At 57.5% G+C, this 18710-nt stretch carries 18 protein-coding genes; 9 read left to right on the plus strand and 9 right to left on the minus strand.

Translation table 11 applies throughout. From position 1 onward, the window contains the following. Positions 1-18: 18 nt before the first annotated feature. Together Q1B46_RS10545 and Q1B46_RS10550 are read right to left on the minus strand one after the other, a co-directional pair. A complete protein-coding gene (locus Q1B46_RS10545) occupies positions 19-990 on the minus strand; it encodes an alpha/beta hydrolase (protein WP_299947751.1) in 972 nt (323 codons plus the stop codon). Continuing rightward, complete coding sequence (locus Q1B46_RS10550; protein WP_299663279.1) at positions 990-1280, minus strand: SCP2 sterol-binding domain-containing protein; 291 nt, start codon at positions 1278-1280, stop codon at positions 990-992. Before Q1B46_RS10550 ends, Q1B46_RS10545 begins: the two co-directional genes overlap by 1 nt. Before the next feature lie 30 nt (positions 1281-1310). Here Q1B46_RS10550 and Q1B46_RS10555 point away from each other — a divergent pair, with 30 nt between their 5' ends. The 6 genes from Q1B46_RS10555 (at position 1311) to Q1B46_RS10580 (ending at position 7213) form a co-directional block, all read left to right on the plus strand. Beyond that, positions 1311-1919 carry a tetratricopeptide repeat protein gene (locus Q1B46_RS10555; protein WP_299947753.1) on the plus strand — a complete coding sequence of 203 codons (609 nt, stop codon included), beginning with the start codon at positions 1311-1313 and terminating at the stop codon, positions 1917-1919. 23 nt (positions 1920-1942) lie between these two features. Beyond that, positions 1943-4753, plus strand: a complete 2811-nt coding sequence (locus Q1B46_RS10560; RefSeq protein WP_299947755.1) for a helicase-related protein — start codon at positions 1943-1945, stop codon at positions 4751-4753. Between the two features lie 6 nt (positions 4754-4759). After that, positions 4760-5125, plus strand: coding sequence for an RNA-binding S4 domain-containing protein (locus tag Q1B46_RS10565; protein WP_299663284.1), 366 nt, complete (start codon positions 4760-4762; stop codon positions 5123-5125). Positions 5126-5193: 68 nt separating this feature from the next. Beyond that, positions 5194-5532 (plus strand): ferredoxin FdxA, encoded by a 339-nt coding sequence (fdxA, locus tag Q1B46_RS10570; protein WP_299663285.1) that lies wholly within the window; start codon positions 5194-5196, stop codon positions 5530-5532. A gap of 284 nt (positions 5533-5816) precedes the next feature. After that, a complete protein-coding gene (locus Q1B46_RS10575; RefSeq protein ID WP_299663286.1) occupies positions 5817-6329 on the plus strand; it encodes a CarD family transcriptional regulator in 513 nt (170 codons plus the stop codon). A 122-nt stretch (positions 6330-6451) separates the two neighbouring features. Beyond that, on the plus strand, positions 6452-7213 hold the full coding sequence (locus Q1B46_RS10580; protein WP_299947758.1) for an ion channel: 762 nt from the start codon (positions 6452-6454) through the stop codon (positions 7211-7213). Here Q1B46_RS10580 and cobS read toward each other — a convergent pair. Continuing rightward, complete coding sequence (gene cobS / locus Q1B46_RS10585; protein ID WP_299947760.1) at positions 7210-7974, minus strand: adenosylcobinamide-GDP ribazoletransferase; 765 nt, start codon at positions 7972-7974, stop codon at positions 7210-7212. The genes Q1B46_RS10580 and cobS overlap by 4 nt on opposite strands. A gap of 79 nt (positions 7975-8053) precedes the next feature. Here cobS and cobT point away from each other — a divergent pair, with 79 nt between their 5' ends. After that, positions 8054-9064, plus strand: coding sequence for a nicotinate-nucleotide--dimethylbenzimidazole phosphoribosyltransferase (cobT, locus tag Q1B46_RS10590; RefSeq protein WP_299947762.1), 1011 nt, complete (start codon positions 8054-8056; stop codon positions 9062-9064). A gap of 122 nt (positions 9065-9186) precedes the next feature. On the opposite strand, the gene Q1B46_RS10595 is transcribed toward cobT, so the two are convergent. Then, a complete protein-coding gene (locus tag Q1B46_RS10595) occupies positions 9187-11070 on the minus strand; it encodes a monovalent cation:proton antiporter-2 (CPA2) family protein (RefSeq protein ID WP_299663291.1) in 1884 nt (627 codons plus the stop codon). 20 nt (positions 11071-11090) lie between these two features. Beyond that, positions 11091-11546 (minus strand): Lrp/AsnC family transcriptional regulator, encoded by a 456-nt coding sequence (locus Q1B46_RS10600; RefSeq protein ID WP_074735033.1) that lies wholly within the window; start codon positions 11544-11546, stop codon positions 11091-11093. A 147-nt stretch (positions 11547-11693) separates the two neighbouring features. Between Q1B46_RS10600 and hppD the strand changes: the two genes are divergently transcribed. After that, positions 11694-12791 (plus strand): 4-hydroxyphenylpyruvate dioxygenase, encoded by a 1098-nt coding sequence (gene hppD / locus Q1B46_RS10605; protein WP_299947765.1) that lies wholly within the window; start codon positions 11694-11696, stop codon positions 12789-12791. 66 nt (positions 12792-12857) lie between these two features. Here the strand turns inward: hppD and Q1B46_RS10610 are convergent, their stop codons facing one another. Further along, positions 12858-14771 (minus strand): hypothetical protein, encoded by a 1914-nt coding sequence (locus Q1B46_RS10610; RefSeq protein ID WP_299947768.1) that lies wholly within the window; start codon positions 14769-14771, stop codon positions 12858-12860. A 164-nt stretch (positions 14772-14935) separates the two neighbouring features. Here Q1B46_RS10610 and Q1B46_RS10615 point away from each other — a divergent pair, with 164 nt between their 5' ends. Next, the gene (locus Q1B46_RS10615; protein WP_299947770.1) at positions 14936-15631 is read left to right on the plus strand and encodes an SIMPL domain-containing protein; all 696 of its coding nucleotides are present in this window, start codon (positions 14936-14938) and stop codon (positions 15629-15631) included. Position 15632: 1 nt separating this feature from the next. Here the strand turns inward: Q1B46_RS10615 and Q1B46_RS10620 are convergent, their stop codons facing one another. The 3 genes from Q1B46_RS10620 to Q1B46_RS10630 all read right to left on the minus strand — a co-directional run bounded on the left by Q1B46_RS10620 (position 15633) and on the right by Q1B46_RS10630 (position 18708). Continuing rightward, positions 15633-16343 carry a GNAT family protein gene (locus tag Q1B46_RS10620; protein ID WP_299947772.1) on the minus strand — a complete coding sequence of 237 codons (711 nt, stop codon included), beginning with the start codon at positions 16341-16343 and terminating at the stop codon, positions 15633-15635. A gap of 4 nt (positions 16344-16347) precedes the next feature. Continuing rightward, complete coding sequence (locus Q1B46_RS10625) at positions 16348-17640, minus strand: O-acetylhomoserine aminocarboxypropyltransferase/cysteine synthase family protein (protein WP_299947774.1); 1293 nt, start codon at positions 17638-17640, stop codon at positions 16348-16350. Positions 17641-17712: 72 nt separating this feature from the next. Next, positions 17713-18708 (minus strand): hypothetical protein, encoded by a 996-nt coding sequence (locus tag Q1B46_RS10630; RefSeq protein ID WP_299948015.1) that lies wholly within the window; start codon positions 18706-18708, stop codon positions 17713-17715. Positions 18709-18710: the final 2 nt, after the last annotated feature.

Here is an 18710-nt window from a genome sequence, read left to right on the forward strand (position 1 = left end):
AGCCTGTCTGATCAGACCCTAGTGACACTGTTCAGGTTTGGGCTTTGCCGTGGCTGCCGCAAAATGCGTGGCCAGTTGGTCGAAGACCGGGCCGCGAACTTCGGGTCCTTCCATCAGAACCTCGTGTTCGCCGTCGGGTATCTCGATCAGAGTGCCGCTGGGCCAGTTCGCCATGCGGGCACGGATTGCCTTGCGGTCCACGATCTGTTCATGGCTGCCAAGGAAGGTCAGCGTAGGGATATCAGGTGCGGTCTGTTCCATCAGCCAGGCGCATTCATCCAACGCTTCGCGCAGCCAGATCGTCGACGGTGCACCCAAAGCCAGTTCCGGATGCGCAGCCAGTTGATCGCGCATCATCTGGTACATCTCGGGGTCGCGGGTCAGCACGTTGCCTTCGAACGGTTGCGAGATCACATAGCTGTCCAGAGATGTTGTAGGGGGTGTTTTCTCACCCAGACCCAGACGTGGCCCCCAATAGGCCGTCAACTGGCTGAGCGGTTTCATGATCGGCGTGAAGAAAATGCCCCACATCGGACCCGTGAAGGCGCAGGCCGCGAAATCGGCCCCTTCCAGAACGGCACGCAGCCCAATCGCTCCGCCCATTGAATGGCCGATCACATACCACGGTTTGGGCAGGTCCAATTGCCCGGCCAGTTCAAGTACGGCGCGTACGTCATGCTGATAGTCGGTGAACTGTTCAACATGACCGATGCGGGGATCATCCAGCGGGCGGTCTGCAAGCCCTTGGCCGCGCCAGTCAACCGACAGGCTGGCATAGCCACGGTTCACGAACTCTTTAGCCGTGTCGCCGTATTTCTCAACATATTCCGTACGGCCGGGGAACAGCATCACCGTACCGCGTGCGTCACCTTTGGGCAGCCAATGCGCCACCCGAATGCGTTTGCCGTCTTCGGTGGTCAGCCAATGCGCTGCACCACCGGCAGGGCCGCCGGCCACGTCTTCGAACAAGGGGGCCGGCGTGTACTCCATCAGGCCAGCACCGAAGCAAGTTTCATGGCAATTCCCATATCCCCATCCACGCTCAGCTTGCCGGACATAAACGCGCCTGTCGGGTTCAAGTCGCCGCTGAGGATCTGTTCGAACGTATCCGCATCAGCGCTAAGGGTCACATCAGCCTCTTCGTCGCTGACCCGTGCGCCGCTTGCATCCAGAATGATTGACCCCAGATCGGCAATTGCGAATTTGGCCGATGCGTCAAAATCGCCACCCGACAGTTTTTCATTCAATGCCGCCGCGGCTTTTTCCAGAATATCGCTCATGGTCTTCCTCATATTGTTCATGCGCCGTGAATGGACATCCCCGGTCGCTACGCTACACTGAGCATTGTTATGGGTATTGCAATCAACAATCTCAAAGATACCGTCGCGGCACTTGCTGCGATAGTCACGTTTTCCACCAGTTGCGCTGCGCAGCAGGCGGATTTGCGCGACGAAGCGACGCTGTTGCAGCAACTGGCACAATCCACGCCCGCGCAGTCCATCGGTTTGGACCGGCAGTTGCAGGCGCTGTGGGCGCAGTCGGGATCAGCCTCGGCGGATTTACTGCTGGAGCGTGGGCGCGAAGCGCTTGAGGACGGTGATGTCGAAGCTGCGCTTGATCATCTGACGGCACTAACGGATCACGCGCCCGAGTTTGCCGAGGGCTGGCATGTACGTGCCTCGGCCTTCTTTGGGATCGAACGGTTCGGTATGGCTGCCGCTGATCTGGAACACGCCTTGACCCTGAACCCCAGTAATTATGAGGCGATTTACGGCCTTGGACTGATCTTCGAGATCGTGGGCAAACCTGAACAGGCGTTCAACGCCTATTCGCGCGCGCTGGCTATACATCCCCATCACGAAGAAGTAACCAATGCCGTGAATCGGCTGAAGCCTCAGGTTGAAGGCAAGGCGCTGTAGGTCTCAGGGCGCAGGGGGCAAAGGTGAACGGGTCATCCCGGGTAGTGGCCGTACTTGGCCCGACGAACACAGGCAAAACCCATTACGCAATCGAACGTATGCTGGGATACCGGACTGGTGTCATTGGCCTGCCGCTGCGTCTTCTGGCGCGCGAGGTCTATGATAAGATCGTCGCCATTCGCGGCCCTTCTGTCGTCGCGCTGGTGACCGGAGAGGAACGTATCGTACCACCGCGCACCCAGTATTGGGTTTGCACCGTCGAAGCGATGCCCGAAGGGATGGGCGCGGATTTTGTGGCGATTGACGAAATTCAGCTCTGTACGGACCCCGAACGCGGCCATGTGTTCACCGACCGACTGCTGCGCGCGCGCGGGACGCATGAAACGCTGTTTCTGGGCTCCGATACTCTGCGCGGCGCGATTGCAGCGCTTGTGCCAGAGGCGCAGTTTGTTCGGCGCGAACGGATGTCGCAGCTGGTTTATTCCGGCTCCAAAAAGATCAGTCGGATGCCCGCGCGCAGTGCGATTGTTGGGTTCTCGGTCGACAATGTCTATGCCATCGCCGAATTGCTGCGCCGTCAAAAGGGCGGGGCGGCGGTGGTCATGGGGGCACTCAGCCCGCGCACGCGGAATGCGCAGGTGGACCTCTACCAGAATGGCGAGGTTGATTATCTGGTGGCAACCGATGCCATTGGCATGGGTTTGAACCTTGATGTGAACCATGTTGCGTTTTCATCGCTGTCCAAATTCGATGGCCGACGCATGCGCCCCTTGGCCCCAAACGAATTGGCACAGATTGCAGGCCGGGCAGGGCGCGGCATGGCGGACGGCACGTTCGGTGTAACGGGTGAGGCCCCACCGCTGGACGATGGTGTCGTTCAGGCAATCATGGACAGCCGTTTTACGCCAATGAAGAAACTGAACTGGCGGAATGCCGCTTTGCGGTTCGGCTCGATCGAGGCGCTGATCGACTCGCTTGAGGTCAGCCCAGACAACGAAAGCCTGATCAAAGCGCGGCCCGCTGACGACCTGAATGCGCTGAAATCTCTGTCTCAGGTCACCGAAGTCATGGCTCGCGCCAGCGACGCTCCATCGGTCCGATTGCTGTGGGATGTCTGCCGAATCCCCGATTTTCGCGGCATAAGCCACGCTGAACATGCCAGCCTGCTTGAAGTGATCTATGGCCACCTGCACGAGCGGGGGAATATTCCGGATGATTTCTTGGCGCGGCAAATCCGCCGAATCGACCGGACAGATGGAGATATTGATGCGCTGTCCAAAAGGTTGGCATATATTCGCACCTGGACATATGTTGCGCAACGAAACGGCTGGGTGCGTGACGAATCCCATTGGCGCGAGGAAACGCGCACTGTAGAAGACAGGCTGTCGGACGCTCTGCATGACCGTTTGACCCAACGATTTGTGGACCGGCGCACGTCAGTGTTGCTGCGCCGGCTCAAACAGAAGGAGGCCCTTTTGGCCGAAGTAAATGACAAGGGTGAAGTGACCGTCGAAGGCGAATTCGTCGGTCGTCTGGAAGGGTTCCGGTTCACGCCGGACAAAGCCGCGCAGGGAACCGAGGCGAAAGCTTTGAAATCGGCCTCGCTGCAAGCACTTGCGCCGCAATTCCATCTGCGTGCGGATCGCTTCTATAACGCGCCCGATACCGAGATTGATTTCACTGATCAGGGTGGCCTGATGTGGGGCGAATATGCCGTCGGCAAACTGGTTGCCGGCGCTGAGCCTCTCAACCCGATGGTCGAGGTTTTTGTGGATGAGGCCGCAGGGCCCGATGTCGAGCAGAAAGTGCAGCGCCGCCTGCAGCATTTCATCGACCGCAAAGTTGCCGCACTGTTTGAGCCGCTGTTGAACCTGTCTCGGGACGAGGAACTGACTGGTCTGGCCAGAGGTTTTGCCTTCCGCATGGTCGAGGCGCTGGGCGTGCTGCCCCGCGCTGTTGTCGCACAAGAGGTCAAGGATCTGGATCAGGACGCCCGTGGTGCATTGCGCAAACACGGCATCCGCTTCGGTCAATTCACCATATTCATGCCGCTGCTGCTGAAACCCGCACCTACGCGCCTGCGTCTGGTGCTGTGGGCGCTGGCTGGCGGTTTGCAGGAATTCCCCGATGCACCGCCTCCGGGTCTGGTCACAGTTCCCGTCGCCAAGGACGCGCCGCAAGGGTATGATACCATGTGTGGCTACCGTGATGCGGGCGAGCGTTCGATCCGCATCGACATGCTGGAACGTCTGGCTGATATGCTGCGGTCCGAGGACAGCCGGGGTGGCTTTGAAGCCAAGCCCGACATGCTTTCGATTACGGGTATGACGCTGGAACAGTTTGCCGACCTGATGCAAGGGCTGGGCTATAAGGCTGAACGCGGCGAGCGGGAAAAGGTAAAGTCCGCAGTGGCTACACAACCTGCTGCTGATGCGCCGGAAGCCTCTGTCGCCGAAGAAACCCTGGCAACAGACAGTGTGACGGATGAGGTTGTCGCGACCGCCGAGGCGCCAGCCGAGGCCACTGAAAGCACCAAGGCGACAGTCGAGGCTCCTGCATCAGAACCCACATCGGACGAGCCCGAGGTCGAGGTGTTCTTCACCTTCACCTGGGGTCGCCAGCGCCAGCAGAACCGTGGTCCGCGTCGCGAACAAGGGCAGGGCAAAGGCAAGCCGCGCGGTAAACCTCAGGACGGGCGCAAACCGCAGGGCAAGAAGGGGGGCAAACCACAAGGGGCCAAATCCTTCTCGTCGCGGCCTCCGAAAAAGGAAAAGGCTATCGATCCCGACAACCCGTTTGCTGCGGCACTGATGGGTTTGAAGGACGGCAACTGATCGCCCATGGCAGAGGCCAAGCTGCGGATCGACAAATGGTTATGGCAGGCGCGGTTCTTCAAGACCCGTAGCCTGGCCACCAAACAGGTCAGCGGCGGTCATGTCCGATTGAATGGAAACCGGGTGCTAAAACCGGCGCAAGCCGTGGCGCCCGGGGACGTTCTGACTTTCCCTCAGGGGCGGATCGTTCGGGTCGTTCGCATCGAAAAACTGGGCGAACGCCGCGGCCCGGCACCCGAAGCGCAAACGTTGTACTTCGATATGACGGAAAAGCAGGACGCACCGCCCAGAAACCCCGGATTTGAGGGAAAAGGTCGTCCAACCAAGAAAGATCGCCGTGCGCTTGATCTTTCTCGTACGCAAGATGACTGATCCCACCTTGAAGAGAGGGCCAGACTGAATTAGCTAGACGCCCAAATGCGCAAACGGGAATTCCAACCATGACCTATGTCGTCACCGAAAACTGCATCGCCTGTAAATACACCGATTGTGTCGAGGTATGCCCGGTGGATTGTTTTTATGAAGGTGAAAACACGCTGGTCATTCATCCCGACGAATGCATCGACTGCGGCGTGTGCGAACCCGAATGCCCTGCCGACGCGATCCGCCCCGACACTGAGCCGGGAATGGAGCAATGGGTCGAGTTCAACCGCAAATTCTCAGAGCAATGGCCGGTTATTATCACCAAGAAAGACCCGTTGCCCGGAGCTGAAGAACGCGATGGTGAAGAGGGTAAAATGGAGAAGTATTTCTCCGAAGCGCCCGGCGAAGGCGGATAAGCGATTCGGCTTTACCCCACCCGGATTTTGGTACAACACGTTCTCGTATCATCCTGAAGTAGATGGATATTATACCGCTTAGTGGGGGTCGGTCTTTTGAGTGTCTCAGTTTTGTGATATACTCAATACCTGAATGATGACTGAGATTGGGATGTGCTCCGTAAGTATACTCGCTTTGGAGTTCTAAATTATTGACAAAACAGCCACCTGCCGGGGCCAGATAAGGCCACGGATGGGTATTTTGTCGTCTCGCAGCCCGGTCTCGTAACCAAGGAAGAATCTGAATGTCGAAATCGAAAAAGCTTGAGTTCCGCCCGAACGATTATGTTGTCTACCCGGCTCATGGTGTAGGTCAGATCGTATCGATCGAAGAGCAGGAAGTCGCTGGCTTCTCGCTTGAGCTGTTCGTGATCTCCTTTGAAAAAGACAAGATGACACTGCGTGTGCCGACCAACAAAGCAACCGAATCCGGTCTTCGTTCGCTCAGCTCGCCCGATGTGATCAGCCAGGCAATGAAAACCCTGAAGGGTAAGGCCAAGGTCAAACGCGCCATGTGGTCGCGACGGGCGCAGGAGTATGAGCAAAAGATTAATTCGGGTGACCTGATCTCGATCGCCGAAGTGGTTCGTGACCTGCACCGCACCGATGATCAGCGCGAGCAGAGCTATTCCGAGCGTCAGCTTTATGAGGCAGCGCTTGAGCGTCTGACGCGAGAGGTCGCTGCTGTTTCAGGCGCGGATGAAATCTCGGCGGCCAAGCAGGTCGACGAGGTACTGACCTCGCGCGCCGCTGCTTGACCAAAGGTGCAACCAATTTCAAAGCCGCTCCGTAACCGGGGCGGCTTTTTTGTAAGCTGACGCTTGGTATGCCGCCGGTTTAGGGGTATTTCTTATCATTAATAAGGGGATGCGAGCTTAGGATGAAGCAGGCTGTTAAGTTCTTATACATCAGCCACGACCCGATTTCGGTCTGGTTTCGATATGGCCTGATCCTGTTCGACATCGCGACCATCGTGTTCTTTGTCGCAACCGCGCATATTCCGCACGGCCCGGGAATTACGGTGGCCAGTTTTGGCGTCGGATTTCTTATTCTCATGGATTTTTCGGCTCGTCTTTGGATCGCGAAAGATCGTTGGAAGCTATTGCGCAAGATTTATACGATGGCAGACATCGTTGTTATCGTGTCACTTTTCCTCGATCCGTTCCTGACCGGTAACCTGGCGTTTCTGCGTATTCTACGCGCTTTGCGCCTGATCCACTCGTACCATTTGCTGCGGGATTTGCGACGGGACAGCAGGTTTTTCCGAACCCATGAAGACGCGGTGATTGCCGCGATAAACCTGTTGGTTTTTGTCTTTGCGACCGCTACCGCAGTGCTTGTCTTTTTCACGCCCGAGGACACTCAGACGCCCTATATCGACGCGCTGTATTTCACGATGGCGACCCTAACGACTACCGGGTTTGGCGACATCACGTTGGCGACCCCGGCGGGAAAGCTGTTTTCGGTTTTCATCATGGTCGTTGGCGTGGCGCTGTTCGTGCGACTGGCGCAGGCGATCTTTATGCCACAGAAAGTGCGGTACAAATGCCCTAGTTGCGGTTTGTTCCGGCATGATCCAGATGCTGTACATTGCAAACATTGTGGCGCAACGCTGCGGATCGAAACGGGTGGTGCTGGTTAAATCAGTGCGATTAGCGTCAGCAGAAATGTAATTTCGCAGACCTGTTGTGTGGCCCCCAGAATGTCACCGGTTTGGCCTCCGATCTTGGCTTTTGCGATCTTGGCCACAATCCCGCAGGCGATCATTGCAAAAAGCATAGGGAACAACGCGAGGCCACCCAACAACCCCAAGGCAAGCACTGCCGCCAACATCAAACCGATCAGAACTGCAGATACTGGCGGCGCGCCAACCGAATGACTCAGCCCTGAATGCCGGGCATTTTCAAGCATGTTCATCAAAGCAGGCATGAGGGCTCGGGAAAATACACATGCAGCCAGCACACCTGTCATCAGCTCAGCACCAACAAGGGCTGCTATGGCAGTGACCCGCAGAAGCTGAGATAGCAGCAATGCCAGCACACCGTAGGTACCGATATGGCTGTCTTTCATGATCTCAAGCCGCCGTTCTGCCTTGAACCCTCCCCAAAGCCCGTCGACTGTGTCGGCCAATCCATCCTCGTGCATGGCCCCTGTCGTGATGATCAGCGCGGCAACGATCAGGCCTGCGACCGCAAAGGTGGGCAATTGCGCCCAGATTGCAATCCACGCAATACCGCATGCAAGTGCACCAACGATGATGCCCACGATGGGAAAAGCCCATGTGGCGCGCGACTGTCGGGCAAACGCATCTTTGGGCAAGCGCGGCAAGGGCAACCGGGTCAGCAGGACCAAGGCCACGGGAATATCCCACATGGAAATAGGGGTGGTGTCGTTTTTGGTCACTCCCAGGCCTTTCAGGGTCTTGTTGCTTTGACAAGTTTGGTTAAACACGCAGGACCACTCTGATGCAACGAGGCTTTCAATGCTGCCTGAATTCAACGATCTGAACAGTTTCCGCGACGCGCTGACCGGCGCGACCGGTCCGGACACATCTGCCGCGCAAGGCGCGGAAGAGCGTAATGGCCAACTGACCAAACCGCCCGGTGCGCTTGGGCGGCTCGAGGATTTGGCGATTTGGTATGCGGGCTGGCGCGGGAACGCGCGGCCTCAGATCAGTGCGCCTCAGGTTATTGTGTTTGCGGGCAATCACGGTGTCACGGCGCAGGGGGTTTCTGCATTTCCACCTGAGGTCACAGTGCAGATGGTTATGAATTTCGAACATGGCGGCGCAGCAATTAACCAATTGGCCAAGGCTGCAGGCGCAAAGATGGATGTTCATGCGCTTGAACTGGATCGCCCAACTGCGGATTTCACGCAAGGTCCGGCGATGAGCGAAGAAGAACTGCTGCAGGCGCTCCGCACAGGATGGCAAGCGGTTGATCCGAAAGCTGATTTGTTGGTTGTCGGAGAGATGGGGATTGGCAACACAACACCTGCGGCGGCAATCGCCTGCGCTTTGTTCGGTGGTGTCGCCGCTGACTGGACCGGACGTGGGACCGGGGTGGATGATGCCGGGTTGGCAAACAAAACCCGGGTTGTTGCGGAAGGGGTGGCCCTGCACGGGCAAGGCGACGGGCTGCACGTCCTGCGTTGTTTGGGCGGGCGCGAGATTGCTGCCATGGCGGGGGCCATTGCTGCGGCCCGCGTGTTGCGCATTCCGGTAATTCTGGACGGCTTCATCTGTACTGCTGCCGCGGCTTGTTTGGCACAGGTATCTGACTCGGCTCTCGATCACGCCGTTGCTGGCCACCAAAGCGCCGAGGGCGCGCATGCGGCGATGCTGGGCAAGCTTGGCAAAGAACCGTTGCTGAGCCTCGGCCTACGGTTAGGTGAAGGATCGGGCGGTGCGTTGGCAATCAACATCCTGAAAAGCGCGGTGGCCTGTCATTCCGGCATGGCTACCTTTGCTGAGGCTGGGGTCTCGGACAGCTGAAGCTTAGAGAGGGGTCGCGGCCTCGGTCGCAGCGGGTGGCCCACCCGAGGTACTTTTGAACAGAAGACGCGGCTAGAGCGCGCTCTAGCCTGGTAAGGCGACGCCTAAAGATAAGTGGTGGATCACGCCGATTTTTTTGCGTGCTCTTCCGCCAATTCCAGCAGCGCGGTTTCCAGATCTTTTTCCAGTTGCCGAGCCCGCTCGATATACTTCTTGTTTTCGGCGGTTGGCATGCCGGGTATCCACAGCTCGGCCAATTCGCGGACCGATCCACGATCATGGTGATAGAACGTCTGCTCCGCCTGTGCAGCCTCGTATTCGCTGAGACCGATGTTTTCCAGAACATAGCGCCCCGCGCGTAGCGATCCGTCGAACATCTCGCGCACGATATCATTGGCACCAGCCTGATAGAGCTCGTAGACATGAGTGCGGTCACGGGCCCGGGCGATGATGTGTAGATCGGGCCTTTGACGGCGGGCATAGCCGACCAGTCGCGTGACCTGTTTATAGTCATCCATGGCCGCGACAAGGACAGCGGCCTTGTCGATCCCTGCCGCGCGTAGCAGTTCGGGGCGTGTGGGATCACCAAGAAAGCCCTTGACCCCAAAGCGGCGCATTAGCTGGATTGTTTCGATGTCATGGTCCAGGACCACTGTCTTGAACCCACTGGCCTGCACCAGCCGGTTTACGATCTGCCCAAACCGACCGATCCCGGCGATGATGACCGGACCTTTCTCGTCGATCTGGTCCGGTTCCACCTGCGGTTTGTGATCGCCGACGTAGCGCGAAAGCAGATCGTAGAGAATGAACAGCAGTGGCGTGATCAGCATCGTCAGCGCGATGATCATCAGCAATTTCTGCGAAAGGCCCGGGGGGATCACGTTCTGCTGCGTCGAAAACGCCAACAATACGAAACCGAACTCACCGGCCTGAGCCAACCCCAGTGTGAACAGCCAGTGATCGCGCCCGCGCAGATTGAATGCCCGCCCGACAATGAACAGAATAATCCCCTTAGCCAGAATCACCAGAAGGGCCAGACCGATCAGGTCAAACGGATCAGCGAAGAAGTACCCCACATCGATCCCGGCACCGACGGTGATAAAGAAAAGGCCCAACAGCAACCCTTTGAAGGGCTCAAGGTCGCTTTCCATTTCGTGCCGAAACTCCGAACTGGCCAGAACGACACCAGCCAGAAACGCCCCAAGGGCAGGGGATAGACCCACCAGCGTCATCAGGAATGAGATGCCCACCACGATCATCAGCGCCAGCGCAGTGTACATCTCGCGCAGGCGAGTGGCGTGGATAAAGCGAAACAAGGGACGGGTTAAATAGATGCCCGCCAATACGACAAAGGCAACCGCTCCGATTGTGACCAACGTAACGGCCCAGCCGGGCAACCCTTCGACCAGCGACAGCGTGGCGTGGTGATCCGCGCCTTGTGCCGCACCATGTCCGCGCTGGATCGAGCCGTCATCTTCAATATGGATACTTGCGGGCAGGGCCAGGAGCGGCAGGAACGCGAGGATTGGGATAACGGCGATATCCTGCGTCAGCAGAACCGAGAAGGTGGCGCGCCCGCCATTGGTTTGCATCAAACCTCTCTCGGACAATGTTTGCAGGACGATCGCGGTTGAAGACAGCGATAAGGTCAGGCCGACAGCCAGTGCAACCGACCATGCGTGGCCAGCATAAAACGCAACCGCTGCAATGGCGAAGGTGGACAGGCCGACCTGCAACCCGCCCAGGCCCAACAGCTTGTCGCGCATGTCCCACAAGGCGCGGGGTTCCAGTTCCAGCCCGATCAGGAACAGCATCATAACAACGCCGAACTCGGCGACATGCTGCAGGCTTTCTGTCTCGGCGCCGACAAGGCCCAGAACCGGCCCGATTGCAATTCCGGCGGCCAGATATCCCAGAACTGATCCCAGCCCCAGGCGCGCTGAAAGTGGTACTGCGATCACCGCAGCGGCCAGATAGATCGATGCCTGATAAAGGAACTCGTTCATTATCGTTCTTTCTTATCCGCTCAGGTCGGGAGCGGCGCGTCGCGTTTTAATTGGTCCATCACGATTTGGCTTTGTACCCGTGCCACCGCAGGATGCGGCAGGATCACTTCGTGAAGCAAGCTGTTGAGTGCGGATAAGTCGTCACAATAGACGTGAAGCAGGTAATCTGCCTCTCCGGTCATCGTCCACGCGCTGGTAATTTCGGGGCGCGTGTTGACCATGCGGGCAAAGCTTGCGGATTGTTCGGGGCCATGGGTGCCCAGATGCACCTGAATAAAGCCTTGCACCTGTAGACCCAGTTTCAATGGGTCCAGCCGGGCAGTGTATCCTGTGATATAACCCTCGGCCTCTAGCCGTTGCCGGCGGCGACCCGCCTGACTGGCCGACAGGTTCAGCATCTCGCCCAGCTGATGCGCCGTCAGGTGAGCGTCTTTCTGCAAAGCTGACAACAGCCGTGTGTCTGTTGCATCCAGCATGTGCGGAGATTCTCCAACTTTTGTTCAGAATATGCGGTGTCTCCGCACTTAAGATGAGTTTACAGGAAAACAACGCGCAGAAACAGCGCTGATTAAGGCGTATTTTTGAATCAGCAAAGAAATTCCTGTTTTCTGAGGAGACGCGCCATGGGTCCTTTCCCACACAACGCCCCGAAATCTGTAATCAGCGATGAAAATCCCGCCGGAACCGATGGGTTCGAATTTGTCGAATTCGCCCATCCAGAGCCGCAGGAACTGCGCGATCTGTTCGCGCGAATGGGGTTTGAATACGTCGGCTACCATCGCAACACGCCCAAGGTTGAGCTGTGGCAGCAAGGCGACGTCACCTATATTCTGAACGCGGACCCCGACAGTTTTGCGGCCAAGTTCGTGGCCGAGCATGGCCCTTGCGCCCCGTCGATGGGCTGGCGCGTCGTAGATGCGCAAAAGGCGTATGAGCACGCGATCAGCAAAGGGGCCGAACCCTATGATGGTGCCGACAAGACAATGAATGTTCCGGCAATCAAAGGCATCGGCGGTTCGTTGCTATATTTCATCGATCAGTATTACGACACCTCGCCCTATAATGAAGAGTTCGAGTGGCTGGAACAGTCCAAGCCGCGTGGGGATGGCTTCTATTATCTCGATCACCTGACCCATAACGTCTTCAAGGGCAACATGGACAAGTGGTTCAAATTCTACGGCGACTTATTCAACTTCCGCGAAATCCGGTTCTTTGATATTCAGGGTAAGCACACTGGCCTTCTAAGCCGTGCGCTGACCTCACCTTGCGGGCGTATCCGCATACCGATCAACGAAGACCGGGGTGAGACCGGGCAGATCGTGTCCTACCTGAAGAAGTATAAAGGTGAGGGTATTCAGCACATTGCGGTGGGTAGTGACGACATCTACAGCTCAACGGATGCGATTGCCGAGAAGGGGCTCAAATTTATGCCCGGTCCGAATGAGGCCTATTATGATATGTCCTTCGACCGCGTGTCTGGCCATGATGAGCCCAAAGATCTGATGATGAAGCACGGCATATTGATCGACGGCGAGGGTGTCGTCGATGGCGGTGAGACCAAGATCCTGTTGCAGATCTTCTCAAAAACCGTGATTGGCCCGATCTTTTTCGAGTTCATTCAGCGCAAAGGCGATGACGGGTTTGGCGAAGGCAATTTCAAAGCCCTGTTCGAATCCATCGAGCGCGAGCAAATTGAATCGGGTGAAATTTCGGCTGCCTGATTACAGATCAACAACTGCACCAGAGCGCTGTGTCTGCCCGACATGGCGCTCTGTTTTTTTGGGCGGTTATCCGCGCGGCATCTTAAGCGTGATGTTCTTTCCACGTTTCTGATAACGCAGTTCGCTGTCGCCGATCGCGACTACATTGCCGCCGTCGATGCGATCACCCACTTTAAGCTTTTTATAGCGTCCGCTAGGCAAGCGCACCAATGCACGGCGATTGGCCGGGGTGCCATACACTCCAATCAGGTTGAGTTTGCGCAGATTGATCGCATTGTCGATGGTCGCCTGACGCGCAACCGACGCGGTTGTTGGAATCTTGGGCTGAACCGCCCTTGGTTGGAACGAACCCGCCTCGTCATTATTGGCTGCCACATTTGCAGTTGACCCAAGCGGCGCGCTTCCTTCGCTTGGTTTTTTTACAACCAACGCTGCGATATTCGCAGGGCGCGTTTTGGGCCTGGGAACACGAACAACGGCTAGAGCCGTGGGTGTTTCGTCAATCTCTGGTTTGGATTGCAGGCTTTCGGGCCGCAATTTGGGCCGCACCGATGCCAGTTCCTGGCGCGACCGGCCACCCAGTTGCTGCCGCTCGAACTGTTCGACAAGATTTTCAGGCCGTGGACGGGGGCGGATTGCGGCGAGCCTCTCGTCCACTTCTTCGACAACAACGGGCTCGGTCTCGAACCGGGTTGGTGGTTCGGGCGGGACAGACGATGGGCGCCCCAGATAAACCATCACACCCGCAGGGTTGAGTGTGCCTTCGGTGCTGGGGGTGACCAATCCACGCTCATCCAACTCGAATCTCTGACCTGCAACCCCTGGTAACGCCGTCAGTTCAAAGGGTTCGTCGGTGTCGAGACTGCCTATAGGGGGCAGCGCCACAGTGTCGGTCGAAAGATCAGCACGATCAACCGAGGTGAGATAACTGTCGGCAATCTGTTCCTGCTCTGGCTCGACTAGTGCAACAGGTTCAACGGGAATGGCCCCGGTGAATTCCTGAAATTCTGCCTCGGCATCCGGAAGGCCAGCAATTTCTTCAACTGGCTCGGGTTCGACCTTCAGCGCCTCAAGAATGGCTTCATCCGTTGCCGACAGCTCGGTTTCATCGTCAGGGACCGGTTCGACAGGCTCGGGTTCGGTCGCGAATTCTGCGACATCTGGCGGGCTGGGCTCTCTCGTCTCGCCGATATCCAGCTCAGGCTCAGGCGCTTGGGCCGTTGCTGGCTCTGACGTCTCGATTGTGTGTTCGTTTCGGTTCAGGGACCAGATCCCAAGTACCATGCCTAAAAGAACAGACGCGGCAACCGCTGGAAAAACAAACCGTTTAAAATCAAAGGTCGGTAACGCAGGTGACGGTATTGCGCTCAGGGCAGGGCGGAAAGCGGCAGGATCGGCTGCATCCGCGATCGGATGAACGGGAACGTTTGGTGTTTCATCGGGCGGGGGGGGCGGTGCTTCGGTTGTCGGCGCAGGGCTGATCGCAACCGGCTGGGTTTCCACCTCGGACACAGGCAATTCGTGGACGGGGCCTGTTAGTGCGTCTTCATCTGTTGCGCTGAGCCAGAACCCCGCGGGGATGAAGCCATGTTCGACGGCGAACGCGCTTGCCTCGGCCAACGTCTGTTGCGCGACGGCGGCGACATGAATGTTTGTACCATCCGGCGTCGCGACAAATGTCAGTTCGGACAATTTGTATGGAGTGGCCGAGGCCAGCGTATCCTCAACCTTCTGCGACGCTGCATCATCATCCAAGCCATCGGTATCGATCGTCAAAAGACGCACCTGTTCCGATGGAACCACAAGCTTGCAACTCAGATCATTTTCTAGCGCGAATCCCTGATCCCGCAGGGCTTGCATCTGGTCTGTGAAATCCGGCGCATCCAACGGAACAGTGCCAATGCAGTACCAGTCTCCATCCGACTGGTGATGCAAGGAAATTCCGTTTTCAGAAAATGACAGCGCAAAGGCGGGTTTCATGTTCGGGATGAACCATAATTGTCGACTTATATGCAAACGCTTGGATGTCTGCCCAACGAGATTAGAGCAGGAACCCGCCGAGGGAAAGAAAAAGGCGCGTTTCCCCCTTGCCGTGTACCGACGTCACAACCCATCTTAAAGGCAAGCACTGAGGAGGGATCACCTTGAAGACACTTGCTTTTTTGGCTGCAATGACTGCAGCCGTCGCGGCGCTGCCCGCCTATGCGGAAGAACGTCGCATCACCGTCAGTGGAACCGGAACCGCCCTGGCAGTACCCGATATGGCGACGATAACCCTAGGCGTAACCAATCAGGACGCGCAGGCATCGGTGGCGATGCAGGCGACGTCTGATGCCGTGACCCAGATACTTAGACGACTGGATGAGATGGGTTTGGAATCCCGTGATGTACAGACGCGCGATCTTTCGCTTTCTCCGGTCTGGTCGGGGCGCAGTAGCTCAAGCAGCGAAGCACCAAAGATCACCGGTTTCACTGCATCCAATCGAGTTTCGGTTCGGGTTCGGGATCTGGATAAGCTGGGCCAGATCATGGATGCAGTCATCAAGGACGGCGCCAATGATTTCGGTGGCCTCAGCTTTGGTGTGCAGGAACCCAAACCGCTTGAAGCCGAAGCACGTGCCAAAGCCGTGGCAGACGCGACGGACAAAGCACAACAATTGGCTGAGGCGTCCGGGGTCGCATTAGGCCAAGTGATATCGATCAACGATCACGGCGGCGGTGTCCGCCCGATGGCGCAGATGCGCGAAATGGCCATGTCGGACGCCGGAGGCGTTCCGGTCGCGGGTGGAGAGATTTCCGTTTCGGTCAACATCGCGATGGAATTCGAGATCGCGGATTAACTTATGTGTCCGCGCGGGCTTGCAGGGCTTGGCGCTGCTGGCCCGCTGCATCGAAATTTCCCGGCGCGAGCCAGTTCTCGAACGCGGCACGAATGCGCGGCCACTCGTTGTCGATGATTGAGAACCACGCAGTATCCCGGTTGCGTCCTTTGTAATGCGTCGCTTGTCGGAATATGCCTTCGAACGTAAAGCCCAAACGCTCAGCCGCCCGCCGTGAAGGCGCGTTCAGCGCATCACATTTCCATTCATAGCGGCGATAGCCCAGTTCATCGAACACGCGACGCATCATCAGATACATAACTTCGGTCGATTGCGGCTTGCGCTGCAGCAGGGGTGAAAAATGGATATGGCCCACTTCTATGGCACCTGCCGCAGGTTCTACGCGTAGGTATGATGCCATCCCGACCGGGGTTTCATCGGCATCCAGTACGGTGTGGAACATCGGGTCGGCGTCCATGCAGTTGGTCTGAGTCCATTCGATGAACTCAGCCTCGGACTTGAACGGGCCATAGGGCAGATAGGTCCAGTTGCGGCCGTCCGTGTCATTGGCAAACGCCCGGTACAAGCCGGGCGCATGCCTGTTTACATCCAAGGGCACAACGGAACAGAAACGACCCTGCATCGGCGTGTAATGCGGCGTTGGGCGAGGGAACTCACCCGTGACCGGTAATCCGATGGGTTGACCCAATTCGTTTGTGTTGTGCGTCGGCATCAAATTATGCACTCGCTTTGGACAGGGCCTGATCCAGATCGGCGATCAGGTCGTCTGCATCCTCGATGCCGATGGACACGCGCACAACGCCTGGTCCGGCCCCGGCGGCCTCTTGCTGCTCGGGTGTCAATTGACGATGTGTAGTCGAGGCCGAGTGAATGATCAGCGACCGTGCATCGCCGAGATTGGCCACATGGCTGAAAATCTCAAGCGCGTTGACCAGCTTGATGCAGGCGTCATAGCCGCCCTTCACTGCAAAAGTGAACAAGGCACCGGCCCCGCGCGGGTAATGCGCCTTGACCCGATCTGAATAGGGCGACGAAGGCAGGCCCGCATAGGTCACGTATTCCACGCGATCATCCGCTTCGAGCCAGGCCGCGATCTTTTGCGCATTCTCAACGTGACGTTCCATCCGCAAGGACAAGGTTTCGATCCCCATCAGTGTGTAATGCGCTGCCTGCGGGTTCATCGTCATGCCCAGATCGCGCAGGCCGATTGCGATGCCGTGGAAGGTGAAAGCCAGCGGGCCGAAGGTCTCGTGAAACTTCAGGCCGTGATAGGCAGGTTCGGGTTCGCTGAGCGACGGGAACTTGTCATTCGCCGACCAGTCGAACTTGCCCGAATCTACAATGCAGCCACCGGTGACGGTGCCGTTGCCGGTCAGGTATTTTGTCGTCGAATGCACCACCAGGGTCGCGCCGTGCTCGATCGGGCGGCACAGGTAAGGCGTGGCCGAGGTGTTGTCGACGATGAGCGGAATGCCAGCCGCATCTGACACGTCGGCCAAAGCGCGGATATCGGTGACATAGCCGCCGGGGTTGGCGATGGATTCGCAGAATACGGCGCGGGTGTTCTCGTCGATCGCGTCCTTCACAGCGTCGAGATCATCGGTGTCGACGAACTTGGCCGACCAGCCAAAGCGTTTGATGGTTTGGCTGAACTGCGTGACGGTGCCGCCGTAAAGACGGGTTGAGGCGACAACGTTGCAGCCCGGTCCCATCAGTGGGAACAGGGCCATGATCTGTGCCGCGTGACCGGATGAACAGCAAACCGCGCCAACGCCACCTTCAAGGGTCGCCACACGTTCTTGCAGAACTGCTACAGTCGGGTTGGTCAGGCGGGAATAAATGAACCCCACTTCCTGCAGATTGAATAAAGCTGCGGCGTGATCGGCATCACGGAACACATACGCGGTAGTCTGGTAAATCGGTGTCTGGCGCGCGCCTGTTGCGGGATCAGGGCGGGCACCGGCGTGAATTTGCAGAGTGTCGAAACCGTAAGTGGGGCCATCAGACATCTTTGAAATCTCCTGTTGGGTTGTTTGTTAATGATTCTCTAGGGCATTGCCACGCACCACACAACGGCCACGTCACCGCATCCAAAGCCCATTGGACTTGATGGTCTTGCGAATAACCTGTTCGCGTGCAGGCAGGTTGTCTTGGTCAAAAAGTGCCCTGATCTTCGCGCCCTTACGCTGGATCACCAGCTTCTTCAGCGGGTCATACCTTTTGAGGACCTTTTTGATCTTGTTCGGGGCTACAACGGTTTCCAACACTTCAACCACATGATCGCTCTCACGGGCATAGAGCATCGGAAACAGGCGATAGTGACAGCTTATCTGGCCATCCAGAAATCCTTCGGGCAGCGCATCCCGGCCACCACCAAACGAGTGAATAACCAGCGGCAATGCGACCTGATCCAGCCACGGGTCCAAAACCTGCCCGGCCAGTTCAGGAATGTCCTCGTCCCGGATTGTGCGGGCGTAGTCCAGAAACCGCTCGCCAAACTGGCGGGGGCATTTGTAGAAAAAATATCCGGCGTTGAAATACAGATAATGCCGCCAATACCCCGCTGGCTGGTTGGGATCGAGCGAGCTTTCGAAATCGAGCCCGAACCGGTCATACAATGCGCGCCAGATGCCGTCATATCCGGGCCCGTACAGTGTTGGTTTTGGCCAAGTGCCATCAACCCGAAGCGACGCACCGGGGCGGTCGAAATCAAACGGCACTTCTGCAAGCTCGCCGGTGATCAGCGTATCGCTGTCAAAAAAGACAAAGGGCTCATTCTCGGGCATTGCCAACAATGCCTCGATCTTGTTGCCGTAGGGATAGCGCGCGCCAAAAGTGCGTGTCTCAAAGGGCAGGATCTCAGCGCCCAGATGCTGCAGCGCTTCCAGCACCTCGGGATCCTGAATGCCCGGGTTCTGCGGCCAGAGCGGTCCGGGCTGCGGCACTCCCACAAATAGCCGCCCGTTAAAGCCGGGCGCGCTGTGACGCAGCGAGGCCGCAAACAAAAGCGCCTCGTATTGCAAGCGGTTGTTTTGCCCAATGATGAGGATATTGAATGTTGCCGGGCTTGCCTGCATCT

This window comes from uncultured Ruegeria sp. (genome assembly GCF_947500045.1).
GTDB lineage: Bacteria > Pseudomonadota > Alphaproteobacteria > Rhodobacterales > Rhodobacteraceae > Ruegeria.

Coding starts and splice junctions, on each gene's coding strand:
- Q1B46_RS10595 (WP_299663291.1), bottom strand. CDS start 11,070: ATGAACGAGTTCCTTTATCAGGCATCGATCTATCTGGCCGCTGCGGTG.
- cobT (WP_299947762.1), top strand. CDS start 8,054: ATGCTGCCTGAATTCAACGATCTGAACAGTTTCCGCGACGCGCTGACC.
- Q1B46_RS10580 (WP_299947758.1), top strand. CDS start 6,452: ATGAAGCAGGCTGTTAAGTTCTTATACATCAGCCACGACCCGATTTCG.
- Q1B46_RS10630 (WP_299948015.1), bottom strand. CDS start 18,708: ATGCAGGCAAGCCCGGCAACATTCAATATCCTCATCATTGGGCAAAAC.
- Q1B46_RS10555 (WP_299947753.1), top strand. CDS start 1,311: ATGGACATCCCCGGTCGCTACGCTACACTGAGCATTGTTATGGGTATT.
- Q1B46_RS10625 (WP_299947774.1), bottom strand. CDS start 17,640: ATGTCTGATGGCCCCACTTACGGTTTCGACACTCTGCAAATTCACGCC.
- Q1B46_RS10575 (WP_299663286.1), top strand. CDS start 5,817: ATGTCGAAATCGAAAAAGCTTGAGTTCCGCCCGAACGATTATGTTGTC.
- fdxA (WP_299663285.1), top strand. CDS start 5,194: ATGACCTATGTCGTCACCGAAAACTGCATCGCCTGTAAATACACCGAT.
- Q1B46_RS10600 (WP_074735033.1), bottom strand. CDS start 11,546: ATGCTGGATGCAACAGACACACGGCTGTTGTCAGCTTTGCAGAAAGAC.
- Q1B46_RS10610 (WP_299947768.1), bottom strand. CDS start 14,771: ATGAAACCCGCCTTTGCGCTGTCATTTTCTGAAAACGGAATTTCCTTG.
- Q1B46_RS10545 (WP_299947751.1), bottom strand. CDS start 990: ATGGAGTACACGCCGGCCCCCTTGTTCGAAGACGTGGCCGGCGGCCCT.
- Q1B46_RS10620 (WP_299947772.1), bottom strand. CDS start 16,343: ATGCCGACGCACAACACAAACGAATTGGGTCAACCCATCGGATTACCG.
- Q1B46_RS10565 (WP_299663284.1), top strand. CDS start 4,760: ATGGCAGAGGCCAAGCTGCGGATCGACAAATGGTTATGGCAGGCGCGG.
- hppD (WP_299947765.1), top strand. CDS start 11,694: ATGGGTCCTTTCCCACACAACGCCCCGAAATCTGTAATCAGCGATGAA.
- Q1B46_RS10550 (WP_299663279.1), bottom strand. CDS start 1,280: ATGAGCGATATTCTGGAAAAAGCCGCGGCGGCATTGAATGAAAAACTG.